Origin of the sequence: Chryseotalea sp. WA131a, from assembly GCA_025370075.1 — a bacterium.
In the GTDB taxonomy this organism is placed as follows: Bacteria; Bacteroidota; Bacteroidia; order Cytophagales; family Cyclobacteriaceae; genus ELB16-189.
In genome coordinates, this window is record CP073016.1 from 2,302,852 (window position 1) to 2,322,010 (window position 19,159).

Annotated in this window: 16 protein-coding genes, 1 tRNA gene and 1 pseudogene; 4 read left to right on the forward strand and 14 right to left on the reverse strand. The window is 43.1% G+C overall.

Annotated elements, in window-relative coordinates; all coding sequences use genetic code 11:
• Nucleotides 1-1,022 precede the first annotated feature (1,022 nt).
• From KA713_10305 to KA713_10335, 7 genes are all read right to left on the reverse strand, one after another.
• Entirely contained in the window at nt 1,023-1,985 is a 963-nt protein-coding gene (locus KA713_10305; GenBank protein ID UXE69093.1) for a site-specific integrase, read from the reverse strand.
• An 833-nt stretch (nt 1,986-2,818) separates the two neighbouring features.
• The gene (locus KA713_10310) at nt 2,819-3,454 is read right to left on the reverse strand and encodes a nucleotidyl transferase AbiEii/AbiGii toxin family protein (GenBank protein UXE68939.1); all 636 of its coding nucleotides are present in this window, start codon (nt 3,452-3,454) and stop codon (nt 2,819-2,821) included.
• Nucleotides 3,444-3,701, reverse strand: coding sequence for a hypothetical protein (locus tag KA713_10315; GenBank protein ID UXE68940.1), 258 nt, complete (start codon nt 3,699-3,701; stop codon nt 3,444-3,446). The genes KA713_10310 and KA713_10315 overlap by 11 nt, the downstream gene beginning before the upstream one ends.
• 69 nt (nt 3,702-3,770) lie before the next feature.
• Nucleotides 3,771-6,677, reverse strand: coding sequence for a TonB-dependent receptor (locus tag KA713_10320; protein ID UXE69094.1), 2,907 nt, complete (start codon nt 6,675-6,677; stop codon nt 3,771-3,773).
• A gap of 129 nt (nt 6,678-6,806) precedes the next feature.
• The gene (locus tag KA713_10325; GenBank protein ID UXE68941.1) at nt 6,807-7,217 is read right to left on the reverse strand and encodes a hypothetical protein; all 411 of its coding nucleotides are present in this window, start codon (nt 7,215-7,217) and stop codon (nt 6,807-6,809) included.
• A gap of 11 nt (nt 7,218-7,228) precedes the next feature.
• Nucleotides 7,229-7,639 (reverse strand): hypothetical protein, encoded by a 411-nt coding sequence (locus KA713_10330; GenBank protein ID UXE68942.1) that lies wholly within the window; start codon nt 7,637-7,639, stop codon nt 7,229-7,231.
• Nucleotides 7,640-7,645: 6 nt separating this feature from the next.
• Nucleotides 7,646-8,173 (reverse strand): sigma-70 family RNA polymerase sigma factor, encoded by a 528-nt coding sequence (locus KA713_10335; protein UXE68943.1) that lies wholly within the window; start codon nt 8,171-8,173, stop codon nt 7,646-7,648.
• Between the two features lie 117 nt (nt 8,174-8,290).
• Between KA713_10335 and KA713_10340 the strand changes: the two genes are divergently transcribed.
• Both KA713_10340 and KA713_10345 read left to right on the forward strand, forming a co-directional pair.
• Complete coding sequence (locus KA713_10340) at nt 8,291-8,734, forward strand: RidA family protein (GenBank protein UXE68944.1); 444 nt, start codon at nt 8,291-8,293, stop codon at nt 8,732-8,734.
• 48 nt (nt 8,735-8,782) lie between these two features.
• Nucleotides 8,783-8,854: transfer RNA gene (locus KA713_10345), tRNA-Arg, on the forward strand.
• A gap of 379 nt (nt 8,855-9,233) precedes the next feature.
• On the opposite strand, the gene KA713_10350 is transcribed toward KA713_10345, so the two are convergent.
• Both KA713_10350 and KA713_10355 read right to left on the reverse strand, forming a co-directional pair.
• Nucleotides 9,234-9,617 (reverse strand): hypothetical protein, encoded by a 384-nt coding sequence (locus KA713_10350; protein ID UXE68945.1) that lies wholly within the window; start codon nt 9,615-9,617, stop codon nt 9,234-9,236.
• 602 nt (nt 9,618-10,219) lie between these two features.
• Nucleotides 10,220-10,444 carry a hypothetical protein gene (locus tag KA713_10355; GenBank protein UXE68946.1) on the reverse strand — a complete coding sequence of 75 codons (225 nt, stop codon included), beginning with the start codon at nt 10,442-10,444 and terminating at the stop codon, nt 10,220-10,222.
• A gap of 471 nt (nt 10,445-10,915) precedes the next feature.
• On the opposite strand from KA713_10355, the gene KA713_10360 reads away from it, so the two are divergent.
• Both KA713_10360 and xylA read left to right on the forward strand, forming a co-directional pair.
• On the forward strand, nt 10,916-12,400 hold the full coding sequence (locus KA713_10360; GenBank protein ID UXE68947.1) for a carbohydrate kinase: 1,485 nt from the start codon (nt 10,916-10,918) through the stop codon (nt 12,398-12,400).
• Nucleotides 12,401-12,427: 27 nt separating this feature from the next.
• Nucleotides 12,428-13,757: pseudogene (xylA, locus tag KA713_10365) on the forward strand (xylose isomerase).
• A 151-nt stretch (nt 13,758-13,908) separates the two neighbouring features.
• Here the strand turns inward: xylA and KA713_10370 are convergent.
• From KA713_10370 to KA713_10390, 5 genes are all read right to left on the reverse strand, one after another.
• Nucleotides 13,909-15,567: a glutamine--tRNA ligase/YqeY domain fusion protein gene (locus KA713_10370; GenBank protein ID UXE68948.1), complete on the reverse strand. Its 1,659-nt coding sequence runs from the start codon at nt 15,565-15,567 to the stop codon at nt 13,909-13,911.
• 68 nt (nt 15,568-15,635) lie between these two features.
• Complete coding sequence (locus tag KA713_10375) at nt 15,636-15,827, reverse strand: hypothetical protein (GenBank protein UXE68949.1); 192 nt, start codon at nt 15,825-15,827, stop codon at nt 15,636-15,638.
• 217 nt (nt 15,828-16,044) lie between these two features.
• Nucleotides 16,045-16,446 carry a cytochrome c gene (locus KA713_10380; protein UXE68950.1) on the reverse strand — a complete coding sequence of 134 codons (402 nt, stop codon included), beginning with the start codon at nt 16,444-16,446 and terminating at the stop codon, nt 16,045-16,047.
• A gap of 31 nt (nt 16,447-16,477) precedes the next feature.
• Nucleotides 16,478-18,634: a xanthine dehydrogenase family protein molybdopterin-binding subunit gene (locus KA713_10385; protein UXE68951.1), complete on the reverse strand. Its 2,157-nt coding sequence runs from the start codon at nt 18,632-18,634 to the stop codon at nt 16,478-16,480.
• Between the two features lie 57 nt (nt 18,635-18,691).
• Complete coding sequence (locus KA713_10390; GenBank protein UXE68952.1) at nt 18,692-19,156, reverse strand: (2Fe-2S)-binding protein; 465 nt, start codon at nt 19,154-19,156, stop codon at nt 18,692-18,694.
• Nucleotides 19,157-19,159 lie beyond the last annotated feature (3 nt).

A 19,159-nucleotide genomic window follows, 5' to 3' on the forward strand; every position in this document is an offset into this window, starting at 1 on the left:
TTGCAGCTACTGCCACACTCTTGCTTGGTGCGGTTGGGGGAATGTTTATGGTTGCCGTGCGGTGGGCAACATAATGTGTCGTGGTGGTCATAAGTACAAAAGTGTTGTCATGGTAAATATAGTCGGGTTAGTCCAAGGGCATTGGCGCTAACGGCCAAGTTTGTGACGGCTGCGGTTTTCGGAGCGCGTCCCTGTCGCACGTGGCCGAGCTAAATTAAGAAAAACAAACCGAATAACCGCACCGCACCCGCAGCTGGCATAAACTTTTTGTTATGCGAACAGCCCCAGAAACTGTTCAGGGGACGAAAAACCGTCCAACGTGGCGGGTGCGCCTACGTCCCTGTCCCGGAGCGGTGAAGCGTGGCGCGGTGAAGAAATTGTCGACCGCGTCACCGTCCCCACGCAATGGTGAACCAATTTGAAAAGCTGCAAAACCAATAAGCAAAGGCGCAGGATGAATTTTGTTTTGCGGTCTCAAGATCCTGCGCGTTCGCGGGGCTTGCGCATAACGGCTAAGTTTGTGACGGCTGCGGTCTTCGGAGCGCGTCTCTGTCGCACGTGGCCGAGCTAAATTAAGAAAAACAAACCGAATAACCGCAACGACCCCGCAGCTGGCATAAACTTTTTGTTATGCGAACAGCCCCAGAAACTTTTCAGGGGCCGAAAAACCGTCCAACGTGGCGGGTGCGCCTACGTCCCTGTCCCGGAGCGGTGAAGCGTGGCGCAGTGAAGAAATTGTCGACCGCGTCACCGTCCCCACGCAATGCTGAACCAATTTGAAAAGCTGCAAAACAAATAAGCAAAGGCGCGGGATGAATTTCATTTTGCGGTTTCAAAATCCTGTGCGTTCGCGGGGCTTGCGTATAACATCAGTATATCCGCAACTCGTTGCGGATATACCGCCAAATATAAGGAATACCCGCAATAGAGTTGCGGGTATTTCACTTATAGCTTCGGGGACTGATCATACTATCTATACTCACTTTTGCCTGTTTTTATGCTTCAAAAGTGCAATTCTCTTGCTAAAATTCCAAGCCATCCAATGGGCTTTTAATCCCGCTCAAGGCTCTGCTTGTCACATGCGTATACACTTCTGTGGTTTTACTGCTGCTATGACCCAGCAGTGTTTGAATATAACGCAAATCGGTACCGTTTTCCAGCAAATGTGTGGCAAAGCTATGGCGCAATGTGTGCACCGTAGCGGGTTTGCCAACACCCGCTTTCTCTAATGCTTCTTTTACCACCGCCTGCATACTCCGCTCACTATAGGGGCCTCCATCTAGCCCTTCAAAAAGATATTCTTTTGGTTGATACGCCTTGTAATATTCACGAAGCAGCGGCAGCATCTTTTCCGATAATAGCGAATACCGATCTTTTTTTCCCTTTGCCGCAGCAATCTTTATCTGCATGCGTTTACTGTCAAGGTCGGTCACGCGCAGGTTAAGCAACTCACTAATTCGCAGCCCCGCAGAGTAACACATCATAATAAGTAGCTTATGCTTTAAGTTTACGGTCGCCTTTATCATGGCCTGAATCTCCTCTACGGACAGCACCGAAGGCAACTTTTGCTCTTTAAGGGGCCGTTCCAATTGATAGAATTTCCTCACACCACCAGCCACTTTTTCATAGTAAAATTTAATGGCATTAATTGCCTGGTTTTGATAACTGATTGAAATCCCTCGTTCTTTTACCAAATACCGAATGTAGGCCACGATCTCCGGCTCAGTAATGTCATCAATTGCCTTGTTAGGATAGTAGTTGATAAACTCTGCAAACAACTGCCGATAAGTCTTAATCGTATTTGCTGAATAACGCATGGTTTCAAGCTTCTCAATCATCGCATCCGGGCAATTTCGATAATTACTTATTGTATAAGCAGGGATTCGTGGTTTCACTCTTTTTCGATCGATCTCATTTTCCCAAACCAACGAAAGGTTTTGGGTCGTGCAAAAATCCTGCAAGGCTTTCTTTTGTTTTTCGTCCATGGCCACGCCCCACCATTTGTTGGCTTTATAAAAAGTGAAATAGGGAAACGTCTTAATGATCGAAATCAGCAAAGGATTATAAGCCGCAATAATGTAATACCGCCCAGGCCGATATTGCTTGGCGAAGATCGTTTCCTTTGCGTCAACTTTTTTTTCCTCTCGTTCCGTTTTTTGCTTGGTAAACCGTTTGTCAGAACGCTGGTCTTCCAATGCGCTCAAATTTGGAAAAGCTTCTTTGATTTTTTGATAGACCGAGTTGATTGCATCAAAATGCCAAGCCTTTTCGGTTTGGCTCCAGCGGCAAGGCGCAATGCTTCTTAGCTTTTGTGTAATCTCTCTTTCGTTGGGTGTTTGAACAAACAAACGCTTTTCACCCCGATGGACTTTTGAATAATAGTAGATCATAGCCAAACGATCAAAAATAGATGCGGATAAAAATAATAAAATTTTGCGAACGAAGTGAAGCAATCCCCCACTCAAACTCTAAAATTGAAGATTGCCTCGGTAGTCAACCCTTGCAATGATGTATTCTCTAACCAACGTAGTACACAGTACAATTCTAATTACTCACACTCACTCGCTTCAACACCTCCACCAGTTGTCCTTTTTCTTTAGCATAAATGCTGTGGTCGTACATGGCTTCGCAGTTCACGCCTGGCAAATAAAAGGTGTGCCAGCATAGCTAGCGGTAAGCACCACCGAGAAGGTGCGCTGGCCATAGTTGCTCAACGAAAAATAGGTGTATACACGTAAAGTAAGCGAATTTAGAGAGATAGCGGAATAAAGGGAGCGTTAAATATTTTGAAGATTTTATTGCTTACATGCAACAGGTGTTAGAACTTCTTTTTTGAATGTAAAACAGAATCATTGATTCTCTTTTTGATTTCAGTCAAGGGTAATTTTTTGCGCAGTTTGGGAGGGTCGATAGCAGGATCAATATCACCAAAATAGTTGATGGCTTTTAAGGGAATAAGCGGATTGAAGTTTGGGTATTTGATGGTATAAAACTCAATCATCTGACCCAATGAAAAGTGTTCTAACAAAAAATACACATCAATGAAATCTTTCAATCGTTTGCACGAATTGCTAATGGCATTCAGCTTCATGGCAGCAATGTCTTCTTTTGAGAGATAGGTAATTCCCTCTTCGGTAATTGGTGGATTGACAAATGGATAACCGTGGCGGATGAAATCAACCTTTACCTTTTCGATAAATCCAATGATGGTGTTTTCAAAATTAAACTTAACATCAAATACAAAGGCATTTGCAACAATGTGATTGACAATCTTTTCGTTTTGAAAATTATTTTGACTAAATAAACCGATGTCAATTGAATTCCGATGATCGAGTTGCAAGGCTAAGGCAGTGCCCCCTACCAAATAAAATTCTTTCAACTCGGGCAACTTTTGCAATTTTTGAATCAGTTCAAAAGTAGCAGGTTCAACAATGAATGGATCTTTATGCAGCATGCAGGAAATCTGATTTCAAAAAGAATCTCGAAAAATCTTTACCGCGTTGATCCAATTGAGCACTCCAATCAATGGTGTCTAGTATTTTGGCCTCACCATAATAGCTTACGATTTCCCGCCACTGTTCTAGATTTCCTAGTTGCAGAACCCGTTCAATGACAATTTTATAAGACTTATCATAATTGAAAGTCTTTAGGTCATATTCCCACAAAAAATTATCTGGTATATTGGGTTTTCGCTTGCGCATGATCACACCTTTTTCAGCCTATCAAATATACTAAAAAAGGTACTTTTTGCCTCGTATTTTAAGCATCTATTATTCTACTTTTCTTGTAGCATTCACAGGAAAAGACCCAAACTGACCGACCGTTAGCGTGCCTGTAAACTGATCTTTATTGATGACGCCCTTCATCACAATATTGGCGGTATTGCCACCAAAGTTTACCTCATACACCAACGTCAATTCATTTTGCTTATAGGTGATTTCTTTAATCGGCATCTCGCGAGTGGAGCGGTTGCTCATGATTGTGCCACTGTATTTATCGCTTTCCTTTTTTATTTTGAATGTGCCCATGCCGCCTTGCGGAGATTCTACGGTGTAACTCCAAGTACCTGCTGCTTCGTAGGCAATGGTATCTGTTTTAGCTGGGGTGGCTACAGTTGCTGCTGGCTTGTTTTGAAAACCCCCTGCTGGAATCTGTGGACGACCTCCTCCTCCACCGCCTTGTGGAGCACCACCTCCACCGCCTCCATCACCACCGCCTTCATCTTTCAAGTCATCGTTGTTGATTGATTTTTTGCGGCCTCGTGGTGCATCAAAACTCATTTTGCCAATGCGATAGCTGAAGGTGACTTTGAAGTTTAAGTTCGTAATCACGTTGGTAATGTTTTGAGAAAGGATGGGAGAATCTTGCGTGTTCTCGATCGTGATTCTTGGATAGAAAAAGTTCTCTGCCCCAAAGCCAACACTACCTTTCTTATTGGCAAATTCTTTGCGCAATGCCAAACTGTACACATAAAAACCTCCTTGAATACCTTGCAATTGCACTTGTCTTCCTCTATAAAAAGTAAAGAATTGAAAGCCCCAACCTTTGGTAAGATTGTAACTGCCAAATAAACGAGCATTGTACACCCAACCTGAGTTCTTGGCATTATAAACGGGGTTAGGTACATTATTGCTCAATACTGCATAATAGGTATCGATGCCTCCATTCAATGAAAGCTTACCAGCATTTACGTTTGCAAATATGCTTGCACCATACGCATCTTCATTACCAATGTTTTGGTACGTTGTTTGAATACCTCCTTTTACTCCAGGAATACTATCTCTTACGCTTTGAATAGCTCCAATGGTGTTTCTCATGAATGTTGAAATATTTAAAGATGTACCTTTTATGAAAGTATTGTAACCCAATTCGTAATTGTTGGTGTATTCCGGATTTAGAAGCGGGTTACCAAAACTAATGTTAAGTGGGTTGCCTTGCTGAATATTCGGATTGAGGAATTGAATTGAAGGACGTTGGATTCTACGATTGTAAGCGAGTTTCAATGCACTTCCATTTTTAAACCTTTTAGAGACATTCATGCTTGGAACTAGTACTCCATAGTCTGGGATGGGAAGGTTTTTATTATCTAGTGTACTGGCGTTAATAGTGGTATGCTCGTAACGTGCTCCCGCTTTAACGCTGAACGTTTTTGCGATTTGGGTTGTAAAGGAACTGTAACCCCCCGTTATATATTGATCATAAAGTAGTGAGTTCGCTAACTGTAAATTAGCACTAGGTTGATAAACACCATCTGAAGCAGCAAAAAAAGTCTTGAAGTCACTTCGTACTTCTCGATTGATTTGTTTGCCGCCAAATTCTAAAATCGAGTTCTTGCCAATCGGTGTTTGATAGTCTATTTGCACAGTCATTTCCCTATTTTGGCTTTGGTTGTTGTTCTTTTGAAAAACGGGTATTGGTGGTGTCGGAGAATCAAGTCTTTCATTAACAAAATCGTTCGTCCGGTTATTGAAACTATACAAAGCCAACACACTAAACTCACGTTGAGGTTTTTCGAAGGTGCGGGTATAGGTAACGCTTGCATCAGTAGTACCGCTATTGTCAACTGTATTCACGTTGGCTAACCGATTTAGATTTTGGTTTGTGGAGGTCGTTGTCAAGCCATCTTGCCAATTTAGGTTATTACGTACGCCATATTTAAGCGATACCGCAAGAGAATTTTTTTTGTCAATGTCATAGTCCCACCCCAATGTGTATTGCCCAAACGCGTTCACTAAGCGCGTATCGGCTTTTTGATTTGTTGTTGAAAGCAATGCTCCCCGCGTTTGATTAACTTGGTCAAACGCATAGGTTGATTGGTCATTATTAAAACTTCCAGGCTGGTTGTAGTTTGATCTCCCAAATCCACCCAACGAAAAACCCATTTTTGCCTTGCGGTAACTTCCACTCAAGCCAAGGTTCGATCCGCGTAAACCTGCGCTCGCATCCACATTTAAAGACAACCCTTGTAAGTTGTTTTTCTTGGTGATGATATTGATGATACCGCCCGAGCCTTCGGCATCGTACTTGGCTGATGGTGAAGTAATCACCTCAACGGTTTTTATCTGATCTGCTGGAATTTGTTTCAACGCATCGGCCACACTGTTGGCGGCAATGGTAGAGGGTTTGTTGTTGATCAGCACACGTATATTTTGGCTACCGCGCATCGACACATTGCCATCCAAATCAACCGACAGCATTGGCACTCTGCGCAACACATCGGTGGCATCTCCTCCTTTGGCTGTTTGATCGTTCTCGGCATTGTAAATGGTGCGGTCTACTTTTTCTTCCACCAAATTTTTCTGCCCTTGCACCACCACTTCTTTCAACACCTTATCATCGGTATTGATCGAAACAGCTCCCAATTCAACATCTTTCTTTTTGTCGGTAATCTTTACAGGAATCCGTTTGGTGCCATATCCTATAAACGAGATCTCCACCACATAATTTCCTGTCGCCACTTTATTGATAGTAAACTTCCCTTTATCATCGGCCACCGCACCATTTACGGGCTTCTTGGTGGCTGGGTCAATCAAGGCAATGTTCGCAAACTCTACGGGTTGTGCATTGGTGCTGTCTCGCACAATTCCTGTAATCTTTCCATTTCCGGTAGCGGGTGCTTGCCCAAAAAGCGCACTGCAAGTCACTAAAAAAATACCAGTTGTTAAAAAAATCTTCATTTTGTCTATAATTCTCATTTTTCTACTTCTAATAACCTACAAGGATACGGGCGAATTACCCACTCGGTTTTAAATTTTACACAAGCGGGACTAGCGTGCCTAAAACAACAACGCAAAAAAAAAGTTACATCAATGATGCCGGTGGCGCGGCTCCCGTAACGACCGCCCCATGGTTTTCGAATTAAAACTTTGGAGCTTTTGAAACTGATCATCTGAAACCAGCGGCTTTATTTTAGACTGCAATTCTAGCAGAAGTGCTTTGGTTTCTGCCTGCCGATATTCTTGTACGCTATCAATTTTGTGTACGTAGTTTTCTATGATGGGTTTAAGCTCTGTCTGCTGTTTTTCATTCGCGTCCATCACACGTAACAATTTCATCACAAAGCCTTCTTTTTGCTTCACACGCTGCTCCGTGGTAGCACGTTCGCGATTGTGGTAATGCTTTCGGGCAAGCAGCCCGGTGGCCAACACGCCAATGGCAATGCCTAAAATAAAGGTGAGCGCGATGACGAAGATGCTCCTTTTTCTTTCCGGTGTCATGGTATCTTGATTTAGTGTGAAATCGCAGTGAAAAAATCGCTGGTGTCGAGTGGTGATGTGGTGTCTTCAAAACCAAAAAACGAAGCAATGGAAAGCTGCTCAGATTGAAGTAAATTAAAAACGACCAACGCCACTACAATGCCGAGGGCTGCGAGCTGATATTTTTTAAAGAATGAAAATATCTGATAGTCAAATTCGCTTTTCAGGTTTTTCAAGTGGTGGGTGATCCGCTCAGCAAAGAAAGGGCCAAACGAACTTTCTTCGCGCTGCATCATGAGGGTGCGTAAAGTGGTAAACTGATCAGCCTCTTTTTGGTAAAGGTGATCGCCTGATAACATTTCACTCAACTGGCTTCGCTGCCGGTCAGAAATCTGGCCATCAAGCGATTGAAGGTACAACCATTCAAACTCATCGGTTTTCATATTCACTTACGTTAATTGAGTTGACAATCGATTTCTTAATTTTTGTTGTGCTCGTGCCAAACGTGAAAGCACAGTACCCAATGGGATGGCTAAAATCTCAGCCGTTTCTTCGGTAGAATAACCCTCACGCAACCGGAGGGTAAGCACGGCCTTGAACTCTGGCTCCAGTCGGTTTATTTCTAAATCCAACAATTCACGCAAATCAAAACGATCATCGCTACCGCCTACCAAATGGCCTGCCTCATCGTGAACAAAAACTTGCAGTTGACGCCTTCTCTTTTTCAATTCATTCAAGCTGAGGTTGATGGCGATTCGAACCAGGTACGTGCCTAAAGCCGACTCTCCTCTAAATTTCTTCAACGATTCATAAAATCGAACAAAAACCTCTTGGCCCACATCTTCGGCCTCTGGTGTTTTACCCAACATGGATTGCACCACCCCTGCCACCTTTCCCTCGTAGCGCACCACCAACTCTTTAAAAGCCTTCCAATCTCCGTCAAGCGTAAGCTCAATCAATTGCTGGTCTGACATCATTTTGCTTACGGAATTCTGTTCTATTTCTGTTTAGACATTCAAATTTGAGTTATTATTCCCCTCGGTTGGGTTTAATTTTCACTTATTTTGCGCGCAAGTTCCTTTACCCCTACTTTTATGAAATCTTTATCATCTATTTGCTTAGTGCTGATGCTGGCAACTTCAACTTTAATGGCACAACAAAAACGACAAATTAATCCACGTACGCTTGGCTACAGCGATGCCGTAATGGTTTCGGGGGGCACCACGATCTATGTGTCGGGGCAAGTGCCCACCAATGACAAAGGTGAGTTGATCGGCAAGGGCGATTTGCGGGCGCAAACTATTCAGGTATTCGAAAATCTGAAAAAGGTATTGGCGCAAGCGGGTGCAGATTTAGAAAATGTGGTGAAAGTAAACACGTACATTGTTAATTGTAAGCCGGATGATGTTGCCGTTTTTAGGGCGGTGCGCAAAACTTATTTTCTGAAAGATCCGCCAGCCAGCACATTGGTAGGTGTTACGTCATTGGTTGACCCGGGTTTTTTAATTGAGATTGAGGTGGTGGCTGTAGTGAACTGATTTTTTTACACGTTGGTTTCTTTTACCTTTGCAGCGCATTCCATTTTTGGCTCCGTATTTCAATGGATAGAATTTCAGATTCCGATTCTGAAGATGCAGGTTCGATTCCTGCCGGGGCTACTCGTTACTCCATAACTATCTAATAATCAAATTATAGTATGTAATCTTATTTAAAGGGTCGAGTTATAGGTCGAGTTACAGTCCAAAGTGATTGGCTTTTTATTTCTGGTTCTGTAGCGGTATTGGTAGCGGTCGGCTGCTCACATCAAGTATAAAGTATCCAGGAAATCTTTTCTGGTAATTCCGAGAATGCGAAGGTGGTTTCTAATAATGAACTCGGGAACCGGATCTATATGACTTTGGAGTGTGAGGGGTCGCAATAAATCTGCTCTTGCATATTGATAGTGTCCTCCTTTTGTCCGGATACACTTACAACCAATGTGATTTAAATATTCTTGGTAATCTCTAAGACTTATATTTCTTAAATGATTAGCTGGCATTAAGCAAACGAAGGAATGTTTACTTCTTCATCAGTTTTCCGGAATTGTTTTTCGGTAAAAATCTCTTCGAGGTATACTCTGCTTTGTAAGAGTTCAGATAAAGAAGGTGCAGAAATTCTTTTCTTTTTAGACACATTCCACCCTAAATTTGCGAGTACCTCAGCAGTTGTTTTCTTATTTGTTGTGTACTTGATGAACTCTTCCATTGCAACGTTATATGAGTCCCTAGCTTCCTCATGGGTCTTGCCATATCCGGTTAGGTCTAATGCAGGGGAGTAAACGAAAAACAATCCATCTTCCTCAAATTCAATTAAGCTTAACTTTACATTGACTGAGTGCTTGCCATCGTTATAATGAGCTTCGTGTCCTATCTTATTAGGCATGATTGCGATTGTTTAAGAAATTCTTTGGTTTGAAAATTCAATTTAAGGGTATTTATAAGACTTTTGCAACCCTTGCCTGTTAATAAACTTACATAGCGATCAATTAGTTTCAGCAATCGTTTTAAATTTCAGCTGATTGGATAGAAAAAATACCAAAACCATCATGAAAACCCAATCTTTTTAGGCTTCCGCGCGCATTAAGCTATAACCTCCAAAATGCTCTGCCCTAATTGGTAAACATTCCAACTCTAATTCGGAATGATATAAACTCATTATGTGGTATTGGCCTTCCGTCTTACTTTCGATTAATACTTCATAATGGATAGGCATTATAGCATTTCCGCAAATACAACGCTTAACGATCTTACCAAATGTGCCTGTTTGCTTTAAACGAACTATTGTATCCGGCTTAAACTCTCCTTCCATATAAAAGCCCTAATATAAAAAAAGCCTTCTGCAATTAACAGAAGGCTTTGCGGTTGTGGCTATGGTATGTGATTGCATTACGAGGTAAGCATTAACAACCATATTGAAGTATTCCAACACGCTGAAATAGAAAGGCTATTCGAGAAAATTTAACTCCAGCGCCATGTTTTTGCTTTTTACTTTACCCGATCTCTACATTTAATAATGGCTTGGTTAAGCTTATCCAATTCTTCAGGCTTAAAGGATTTAAATGAATTTGTAAGTCTATTTCCAATGGCTGCATTCCATGGCTTACCGACTTCTGAAAAAATAGAAACTTTGAATCCTCCTCGAGTTTTAAAAATGTATTCCGAATAGCTTTCTTGAACATTTGCTTTAACAATTGTTACCAACTTTGTCAATGCTTTTTCGATCTGATAATAAATTTGACGGTTGCCATGAGGTCGAGTTAGAGGTCGAGTAAACTATTGTTTTTTAATGTACTCAAATGTACTCAAAAACCGCTGAATTGGCTATTTATCGAAATTAGGGGTGAATAAATATTTTCGGTGATTCCTGCCGGGGCTACCAAAAGATTTTTCGTAAGAATTCTGAAAATACACTTAAGAGTCTAACCATAAGCGCCACTTCATTTTTAAATCTGCTCTAGTCTGTGGTTTATTGATTTCAAGTTGAATTAATCTACTCTCATTCAATTCATATTGATCAAAAAAAACTTTGTTGTACAGTTATTCTTTGAGCTAGTGTTTTAAGTAAAGCGTCTTAGGGGATTTAGCTCTTAAAAAAAAATACTGCAAAATGAAAATACGACTTAACGTTTTTTAATGATTACAAGAGATGATATATTGGACTTCCAATAAATAGTAGATGCCATGCTTCTCTTAGGAATTGATTTGGGCACATCTTCCATAAAGGTTTCGGTTGTGGATGCCACTACCATGCAGTGCATTGCGTCCGCCAAGTATCCTGAAGGTGAAAATGAAATCATTTCATTACACCCCGGTTGGGCGGAGCAGTCGCCCGATAGGTGGTGGGAGCAGGTACAGTTGGCGATTTTAAAATTACATGCCCTACATCAATACAATCCGCACGATATTGCTGCCATTGGCATTGCTTATCAGATGCATGGCTTGGTGATGGTTGATAAGGCACAACAGGTTTTGCGCAACAGCATAATTTGGTGCGATAGCCGAGCGGTGGATATAGGCGATAGTGCATTTGAAGCGATCGGCAAACAAAAATGCCTGCTACAACTTCTCAATTCGCCAGGAAATTTTACAGCCTCTAAGCTGGCATGGGTAAAACAAAACGAACCAAAACTTTACGAAAAAATTGACAAGATCATGCTGCCGGGTGATTTCATTGCCATGAAAATGACCGGTGAATCAACCACCAGCATTGCAGCACTTTCAGAAGGGATTTTTTGGGATTTTCAAAACAATGAGCTTTCTAAAGATGTGTTTGGGTACTTTGGTTTCAACACTTCCCATATTCCAGAAATAAGGAATGTTTTCTCCAGCCATGGCAGTTTAAAGTCTGAAGTAGCAACGGTACTATCGTTGAAGTCAGGCATTCCGGTAACCTACAAAGCTGGAGACCAACCCAACAATGCCCTGTCTTTAAATGTACTTCAACCAGGCGAGGTGGCAGCTACTGCCGGAACATCGGGTGTAATTTATGGTGTGAGCGACCAATTGACCTACGACAATGAATCGAGGGTGAATACTTTTGCACATGTGAATTACACCGCTTCACAAAAAAGGTTGGGGGTATTGCTTTGCGTGAACGGTACAGGGATACTGAACCGTTGGATGAAAAATATAGCTGGCAAAGATGTGAGCTATTCGCAAATGAATGATCTGGCCAAAACCATAAAACCAGGAAGCGATGGTGTGAAAATATTGCCGTTTGGAAATGGTGCCGAGCGCGTATTGAACAATAAGGTCATCGGGGCCGGCATACACAATGTTGATTTCAACAAACACACCCATGCCCATTTGTTCCGTGCGGCACAAGAAGGGATTGCTTTTGCATTGCGCTATGGATTGGATATTATGCGTGAAAATGGGATGAATCCAAAAGTAATTCGCGCAAGCAAAGCGAATATGTTTTTGAGCGATCAATTTACTCAAACTTTTGCCAATGTAAACAACGTAACCGTTGAGTTTTATGATGGGGATGGAAGCTACGGTGCAGCCATTGGGGCAGGTATAGGCTCCGGAATTTTTTCAGATGGAGCAGACGCTTCAAAAAACAGAAAAGCTTTAGAGACTGTTCAGCCACAACACACGGATTTGTATAATGAACTATATGAAGACTGGAAAGAGCTATTGCAAAGAATATTGATTGACAAATAAATCTCACATCCTAAATCTTAAATGATTATGTCGCTTACACTCGGACAAAAAGAATTTTTCACAGGGATTGGCCCCATAAAATTTGAAGGGCTTCAGTCAGATAATCCACTCGCCTATCGCTGGTACGATGAAAACAAAGTAGTGGCAGGGAAGCCCATGAAAGAATGGCTTCGATTCGCTTGTGCCTACTGGCACAGCTTCTGCGGAAGCGGAGCCGACCCCTTCGGGGAGGCTACGCACTTATTCCCTTGGAATGAAAAATCAGATGCGATAGAACGCGCAAAAGACAAAGCCGATGCGGCTTTTGAATTCATTACCAAACTTGGGCTGCCCTATTATTGCTTTCACGATGTGGATGTGGTCGACTACACCAACAATGTAAATGATAACGACAAGAGGCTGCAAGCCCTCACCGACTATCTAAAAGAAAAACAAAAAGCAAGTGGTGTAAAATTGCTTTGGGGAACTGCCAATTTATTTTCGAACAGAAGGTATATGAATGGCGCGGCCACCAATCCTGATTTTCATGTGTTGACACACGGTGCTGCCCAAGTAAAAGCTGCTTTGGATGCCACCATCGCCTTGGGTGGTGAGAACTATGTTTTCTGGGGCGGACGTGAAGGTTACATGAGTTTGCTAAACACCAACATGAAACGTGAGAAAGAACACCTCGCGAAATTTTTGCACACGGCAAAAGACTACGCACGCAAAAATGGTTTTAAAGGAACCTTCTTTATTGAACCAAAGCCGTGTGAGCCAAGTAAGCATCAATATGACTATGATAGCGAAACCGTTATTGGCTTCTTACGGCAACACGGCTTGCTGAATGATTTTAAGTTGAACATTGAGGTAAACCACGCTACATTGGCAGGCCACACCTTCACCCACGAATTGCAAGTAGCTGCCGATGCGGGCCTGTTGGGTTCGATGGATGCCAACCGTGGCGATTATCAAAACGGGTGGGACACCGATCAATTTCCGAACGACATCAATGAACTGACCGAGGCCATGATGATCATTCTTGAAGCGGGTGGCTTTGGAGGTGGTGGCATTAACTTCGATGCAAAGATCAGACGGAACAGCACCGACCCAGCGGATTTATTCTATGCGCACATTGGCGGCATGGATACTTTTGCGAGGGCACTGATCACCGCAGATGCTGTGCTTCAAAAATCAGATTACAAAAGAAGTACGTGCCGAACGCTACGCAAGCTACGACACTGGCAGCGGGAAAGACTTTGAAAACGGGAAATTGTCATTGGAAGATTTGCGTGCGTATGCCGTTGAACAAGGTGAACCCAAAACCATTAGCGGCAAGCAAGAGTATTTAGAGAATATTATTAACCGGTATATTTAGTAGCGACAGGCACAAAATGTTTAAGCTCAATTTGTCCTTTACTGTAGGAGCTTTAATCGTAGACGGAATTCTGGCCGCGCTTTATACTGTCTATTGGAAAAGGTTTAGAGAACTACTGATTTTTAAATTCATTCATCGGTCGTAAACAAAATTATTTTTTAACTTCTTTGGCCCACATATCCCTTAAAGTAGCAGTTCTATTGAAGATTAATTTGCTTGAAGTAGAATCTTTATCCAGGCAAAAGTAGCCCATCCGTAAAAATTGAAAACGATCCTTTAGGTTAGCGGAAGCAATAGAAGGCTCGGCCATGGCTTTCACAACCGTGAGTGAGTTTGGATTGATGTGTATCCGAAAATCATCTTCAATCTTATTCAAATCTTCTACTTGAAAAAGTCGGTCGTATAACCTTACTTCCACGGGCAATGCCGTGGAGGCATTAACCCAATGGATTACACCTTTCACTTGTATGCCCGAAGTATCTTGTCCGCTTTTGCTTTCTGGTATATAACTACAACGAAGTTCCATCACTTTACCATTCACATCTTTTATCACCTCTTCGCATTTAATGATATACGCACTCTTCAGGCGAACCATTTGCCCGGGTGCCAACCGGAAATATTTTTTTGGAGGCACCTCCATAAAATCATCGTGCTCAATATAAATTGTATTGCTGAAAGGCATTTCGCGCGCACCTGCGTTCTCTTGCTCGGTATTGTTTTCGCTTGTCAGCATTTCGGTTCTACCCGCTTCATAGTTGGTGATCACCACTTTCAACGGATCGAACACCACCATCCTCCGCGAAGCGATTTTGTTTAAGTGTTCACGCACGCAAAATTCCAACAGCCCAATATCGATGAGGTTTTCTCTTTTGGCCACACCAATGCGTTCACAAAAATCGCGAATGCTTTCGGGTGTGTACCCTCTTCTGCGTACACCGCTGAGGGTTGGCATGCGTGGATCATCCCACCCACTCACAAATTTTTCGTTCACCAATTGCAGCAATTTGCGCTTGCTCATCATGGTGTATGTCATGTTAAGACGGGCAAATTCGTATTGACGAGAAGGATAGATTTCCAAATTTTGGATGCACCAATCGTACAACTCACGATGCGGCACAAACTCCAACGTGCAAATACTATGGGTTACTTTTTCAATCGAATCGCTTTGGCCATGGGCAAAATCATACATCGGGTAGATGCACCACTCATTGCCCGTGCGGTGGTGATGCGCATGTTTGATGCGATAAAAAACCGGGTCGCGCATCAACATATTGATATGTGCCATATCAATCTTGGCGCGCAACACCTTCTCACCATCTTTATAAACACCCGCCTTCATGTCTTGAAACAACTTCAGGTTTTCTTCTACCGAACGATTACGGTGTTTAGAATTCGTGCCGTGTTGGGTAGGTGTTCCTTTTTGTGCGGCTATTTCATCGCTTGAACTATCGTCTACATACGCTAGACCTTTTCGGATCAGCAACAAAGCAAACTCATACAAGTGGGCAAAATAATCGGAGGCATACAGCTCGTTCTTCCACGTAAAGCCCAACCAGCGCACATCGTCTTTGATGCTTTCTACATACTCCGTTTCTTCGGTTACAGGATTGGTATCATCAAAACGCAAATTGGTGTAGCCGCCATATTTTAAGCTTAGCCCAAAGTTTAAGCAGATGCTTTTGGCATGACCCAGGTGCAAGTAGCCATTAGGCTCGGGCGGGAAGCGGGTAACAATCGATTGGTGCTTGCCCGAGTGGATGTCGGCCTCAATAATTTCCTCCAGAAAATTCAAACTCTTTTCGTCTGCCATAAGAAGTTAAACCGCAAATGTAATCGCGATTTTATTGACAGAAAAGTGTAACTCTAAAGAATTAACTTTTACTCTTCGGCCTCTTCATTGTAGGCAGAATATTCGATTCCGAGCAGGCCACCCGTATATTCTTTAAAGCGAAGATTGTCGCTCACTTGTTTCTGATCGTAATGGTCACTGGTACAATGCACTTTCATGATGGTGCCATCACTGATCTTCACAAAAGCAATCCACTTTCGGTGCTGGTGGGTTTGCACCACATAATCATAGGACTTGTGCTGATTGTAGGGCGTGAGGCTAAAGCCATTTTTATTCTACCTCACTATGTACGCCTTTTCAACTATTGTTCCTTCCAACATGATAGGCTGTGTAAAAAAGATATCGCAAATAAAATACGCTGTGCCTGCCAGCAGTACTAAAAACAAAGCTACCCAGTAAGTAGGTTTTTACTTTTTGAACCATCTTTAAAATATTTTTTTATCTTCTGTAAGCTTTCACTTCGGCTGGGGTTACGGCTGCCCCTTTGTTGCCAAAGGAATTGCGGATGTAGTTGAGTACGTCACTCACCTCTTGATCGGTTAAGTCAAAGCCCGTCATCTCTCCGTTGTACGTTTTTCCATTCACTTTCATTTCTCCGCTTACTCCCTTCAGCACTTGAACAATCGAGCGTTGTTTATCGGCCATCAAATAGTCAGATTTTGCCAAAGGGGGATATACATCTTCCAGCCCTTCTCCTTTCTCCATGTGGCACGAGGTACAGTTGGAAATATAAACCTCCTGACCACGTTTGATGCTGGCTTTGAGATCAAATGGGGTGGGCTTTTGAAATGAGAAAAAGAAAAAACATGCAAAAGAAAAAAGAAAGACTAGTGGTTTCATATTGTTATTGCTTCATCAACATACATCAAATTTAAACAATCTCATCCAAACTAAACGGCAGCCTTCTTATCCGTTTACCGGTCAAATCAAAAATGGCATTGGTAAGCGCTGGGGTAAACGGAGGCAAACCTGGCTCACCCACACCTCCTGCTTTTTCATCGTTATCCATCACGTGTACTTCTATCTCTGGGGTATCGCTGATGCGTGGCATTTTGTAGGAGTTGAAATTTTTTTCTACCGCCTTGCCATCTTTAAAAGTAGTTTCGTGTTTGATGGCTGCCCCCAACGCCATGATGATACTTCCCTCTACTTGTGCTTTAATGATGTCAGGATTCACGTACCAACCACAATCCATTACCGCCCATACTTTATCAATTTTCACTTTGCCTTCTGCATTTTTTGAAACTTTCACCACTTCGCCAACGATGCTCGAAAAACACTCGGTAATGGCTACACCAAAACCACTATTCTTTCCGCGTGCTTTCCATCCGCTCACTTCTTGAAGTTTATCAATCAAGAGCTGATAGCGCTCGCCCAAATGCTGCCTACGAAAATCAAGTGGGTCTTTCTCTGCCTTTATCGCCAATTCATCGATAAAACTTTCAAAAGCAAAACCATTGGTTGAAGAATAAACCGATCGCCACCACATTACCGGCACAGGCGACTCCAAGGGTGAATCACCAAAACTATAGTGTGGTATGGAACTGAAATAGCCTTCCAAAAATCCTTCGGTATCGCTTTCGTTGTAAACAGATTTATCGGCTCCCGGATTTTGCGTGCCCATGTTTTGTCCAGCGATTTTTGTTTCAAACGATGCGATCCGCCCATTGTCCACTACGCCCTTGCATTGGTACACCATGCCCGGACGAAAAGGCCCGATGCTCATATCATCTTCGCGTGTCCACACTACCTGCACCGGAGCTTTGATTTCTTTCGAGATCATCACGGCCTCGTAGGGATAATCGGTAAACGCCTTGCGGCCAAAACCTCCTCCCAAGAAAGTCATGTTGACATGCACTTTTTCTGGCGCCAATTTTAAATGTCCAGCAATGTTTCCTTGGATCCAATCTGGGCCTTGAATGGGTCCCCAAATTTCACATTTGTCATCGGTTACATGCGCCACGCAATTCAATGGCTCCATGCAGCTGTGCGACTCATACGGAGTTTCGTAAGTTGCTTCCACTTTTTTCTCCGCTTTCGCGAAGACCTTGGTGGTGTTGCCCATCGTTTTAAACGAAATGAAATCGCCTTTCACTTGCTCGCGCATTTTGGCATAAAGCTCACCACTGTTGTGATGTGGAAAGCTGGAGTCGTCCCACTCTACTTTCAACACCTTTCTGCCTTGCATGGCAGCCCATGTGCTATCGGCCACTACGGCCACTCCTTCCCGCATGTTGTCAAACTCATCTCTATTTACTTTCAAAACGTGCTTTACACCCGGTACTTTTTTCGTTTCCGAATCATCGAACTTTACCACTTTGCCTTGAAAGCGTGGGCTTCTCTCCACCACCGCATACAACATGCCTGGCAATTTGAAATCCAGACCAAACACAGCTTTTCCATTCACTTTCAGGGGTGTGTCTTGCCGTGGCAATGGCTTGCGGATGATTTTATAGTCTTTCGGGTCTTTCAACACTATCTCTTTGGGTGCTTCCAATTTCGAAGCTTCTGACACTAATTCCCCGTAGCCTAATTTCTTTCCTGTCAATTTATGAATGACCGTTCCGTTCTCGGCATAACAATCGGTTTTGCTCACGCTCCATTTTTTTGCTGCGGCCTCTAGTAACATCTCGCGCGCGGAGGCACCGAGCCTCATCAACTTTTTATAAGAGCCACGAATGGTAGAACTCCCGCCCGTTACTTGACTACCGTAAACCCTTCCATTGCCGGGAGCAAAGATAATGTTGATGGAATCCAACGATACTTCCAACTCTTCGGCAATCATTTGAGGCACTGATTGAAACGACCCCTGCCCCATTTCAGAGCGATGGTTTGTGATGGTTACCTTTCCGTTGGTGTCGATGTGAATCCACGCATTCAGTTCGATGCCCAAACTTTCTGCTGCTTCCATTTTTAGAATCTCCACCTCTTTGCCCAAAGCAGAAGGCCCAAAGCCCAACGTAAGGGCTGCACTGGTCAAGCCCGTTAGCTTTACAAAATTTCTGCGTGATATATTTTTTGTTTCCACTTTTTTAATGAGTTAATGTTTTTACTGATTACCAACTACCAATCACCACTTACCAACTCACCCCTTCGCCAATTCCGCTGCTTTTTTTATCGCCTTGCGAATGCGAGGGTACGTGCCGCACCTACAAATATGACCTTGCATAGCCGCATCAATGTCGGCATCGGTTGGGTTGGCATTACGGCTGAGCAAGGCCGTAGCGGCCATAATTTGTCCGCTTTGGCAGTAGCCACACTGCGGCACTTGCTCGGCAATCCACGCGCGCTGCACCGGGTTCGAGTTATCGGTAGATAGCCCCTCGATAGTGGTAATATTTTTATTGGCCACCGATGAAACCGGGATGGAACACGATCGCACTGGCTTGCCTTCTAGATGAACGGTACACGCACCGCATTGCGCAATGCCACAACCATACTTCGTGCCCGTCAGTCCTACTACATCGCGAATTGCCCAGAGCAGGGGCATTTTAGGATCTGCTTCAATCGTTTGGCTTTTGCCATTAATTTTGAGTAGGATTGCTGCCATAAG

What these genes read in the sequence shown, in the direction of transcription:
- KA713_10305 (UXE69093.1), bottom strand. Translation starts at nt 1,985, where the DNA reads ATGGACGAAAAACAAAAGAAAGCCTTGCAGGATTTTTGCACGACCCAA.
- KA713_10310 (UXE68939.1), bottom strand. Translation starts at nt 3,454, where the DNA reads ATGCTGCATAAAGATCCATTCATTGTTGAACCTGCTACTTTTGAACTG.
- KA713_10315 (UXE68940.1), bottom strand. Translation starts at nt 3,701, where the DNA reads ATGCGCAAGCGAAAACCCAATATACCAGATAATTTTTTGTGGGAATAT.
- KA713_10320 (UXE69094.1), bottom strand. Translation starts at nt 6,677, where the DNA reads ATGAAGATTTTTTTAACAACTGGTATTTTTTTAGTGACTTGCAGTGCG.
- KA713_10325 (UXE68941.1), bottom strand. Translation starts at nt 7,217, where the DNA reads ATGACACCGGAAAGAAAAAGGAGCATCTTCGTCATCGCGCTCACCTTT.
- KA713_10330 (UXE68942.1), bottom strand. Translation starts at nt 7,639, where the DNA reads ATGAAAACCGATGAGTTTGAATGGTTGTACCTTCAATCGCTTGATGGC.
- KA713_10335 (UXE68943.1), bottom strand. Translation starts at nt 8,173, where the DNA reads ATGATGTCAGACCAGCAATTGATTGAGCTTACGCTTGACGGAGATTGG.
- KA713_10340 (UXE68944.1), top strand. Translation starts at nt 8,291, where the DNA reads ATGAAATCTTTATCATCTATTTGCTTAGTGCTGATGCTGGCAACTTCA.
- KA713_10350 (UXE68945.1), bottom strand. Translation starts at nt 9,617, where the DNA reads ATGCCTAATAAGATAGGACACGAAGCTCATTATAACGATGGCAAGCAC.
- KA713_10360 (UXE68947.1), top strand. Translation starts at nt 10,916, where the DNA reads ATGCTTCTCTTAGGAATTGATTTGGGCACATCTTCCATAAAGGTTTCG.
- KA713_10370 (UXE68948.1), bottom strand. Translation starts at nt 15,567, where the DNA reads ATGGCAGACGAAAAGAGTTTGAATTTTCTGGAGGAAATTATTGAGGCC.
- KA713_10380 (UXE68950.1), bottom strand. Translation starts at nt 16,446, where the DNA reads ATGAAACCACTAGTCTTTCTTTTTTCTTTTGCATGTTTTTTCTTTTTC.
- KA713_10390 (UXE68952.1), bottom strand. Translation starts at nt 19,156, where the DNA reads ATGGCAGCAATCCTACTCAAAATTAATGGCAAAAGCCAAACGATTGAA.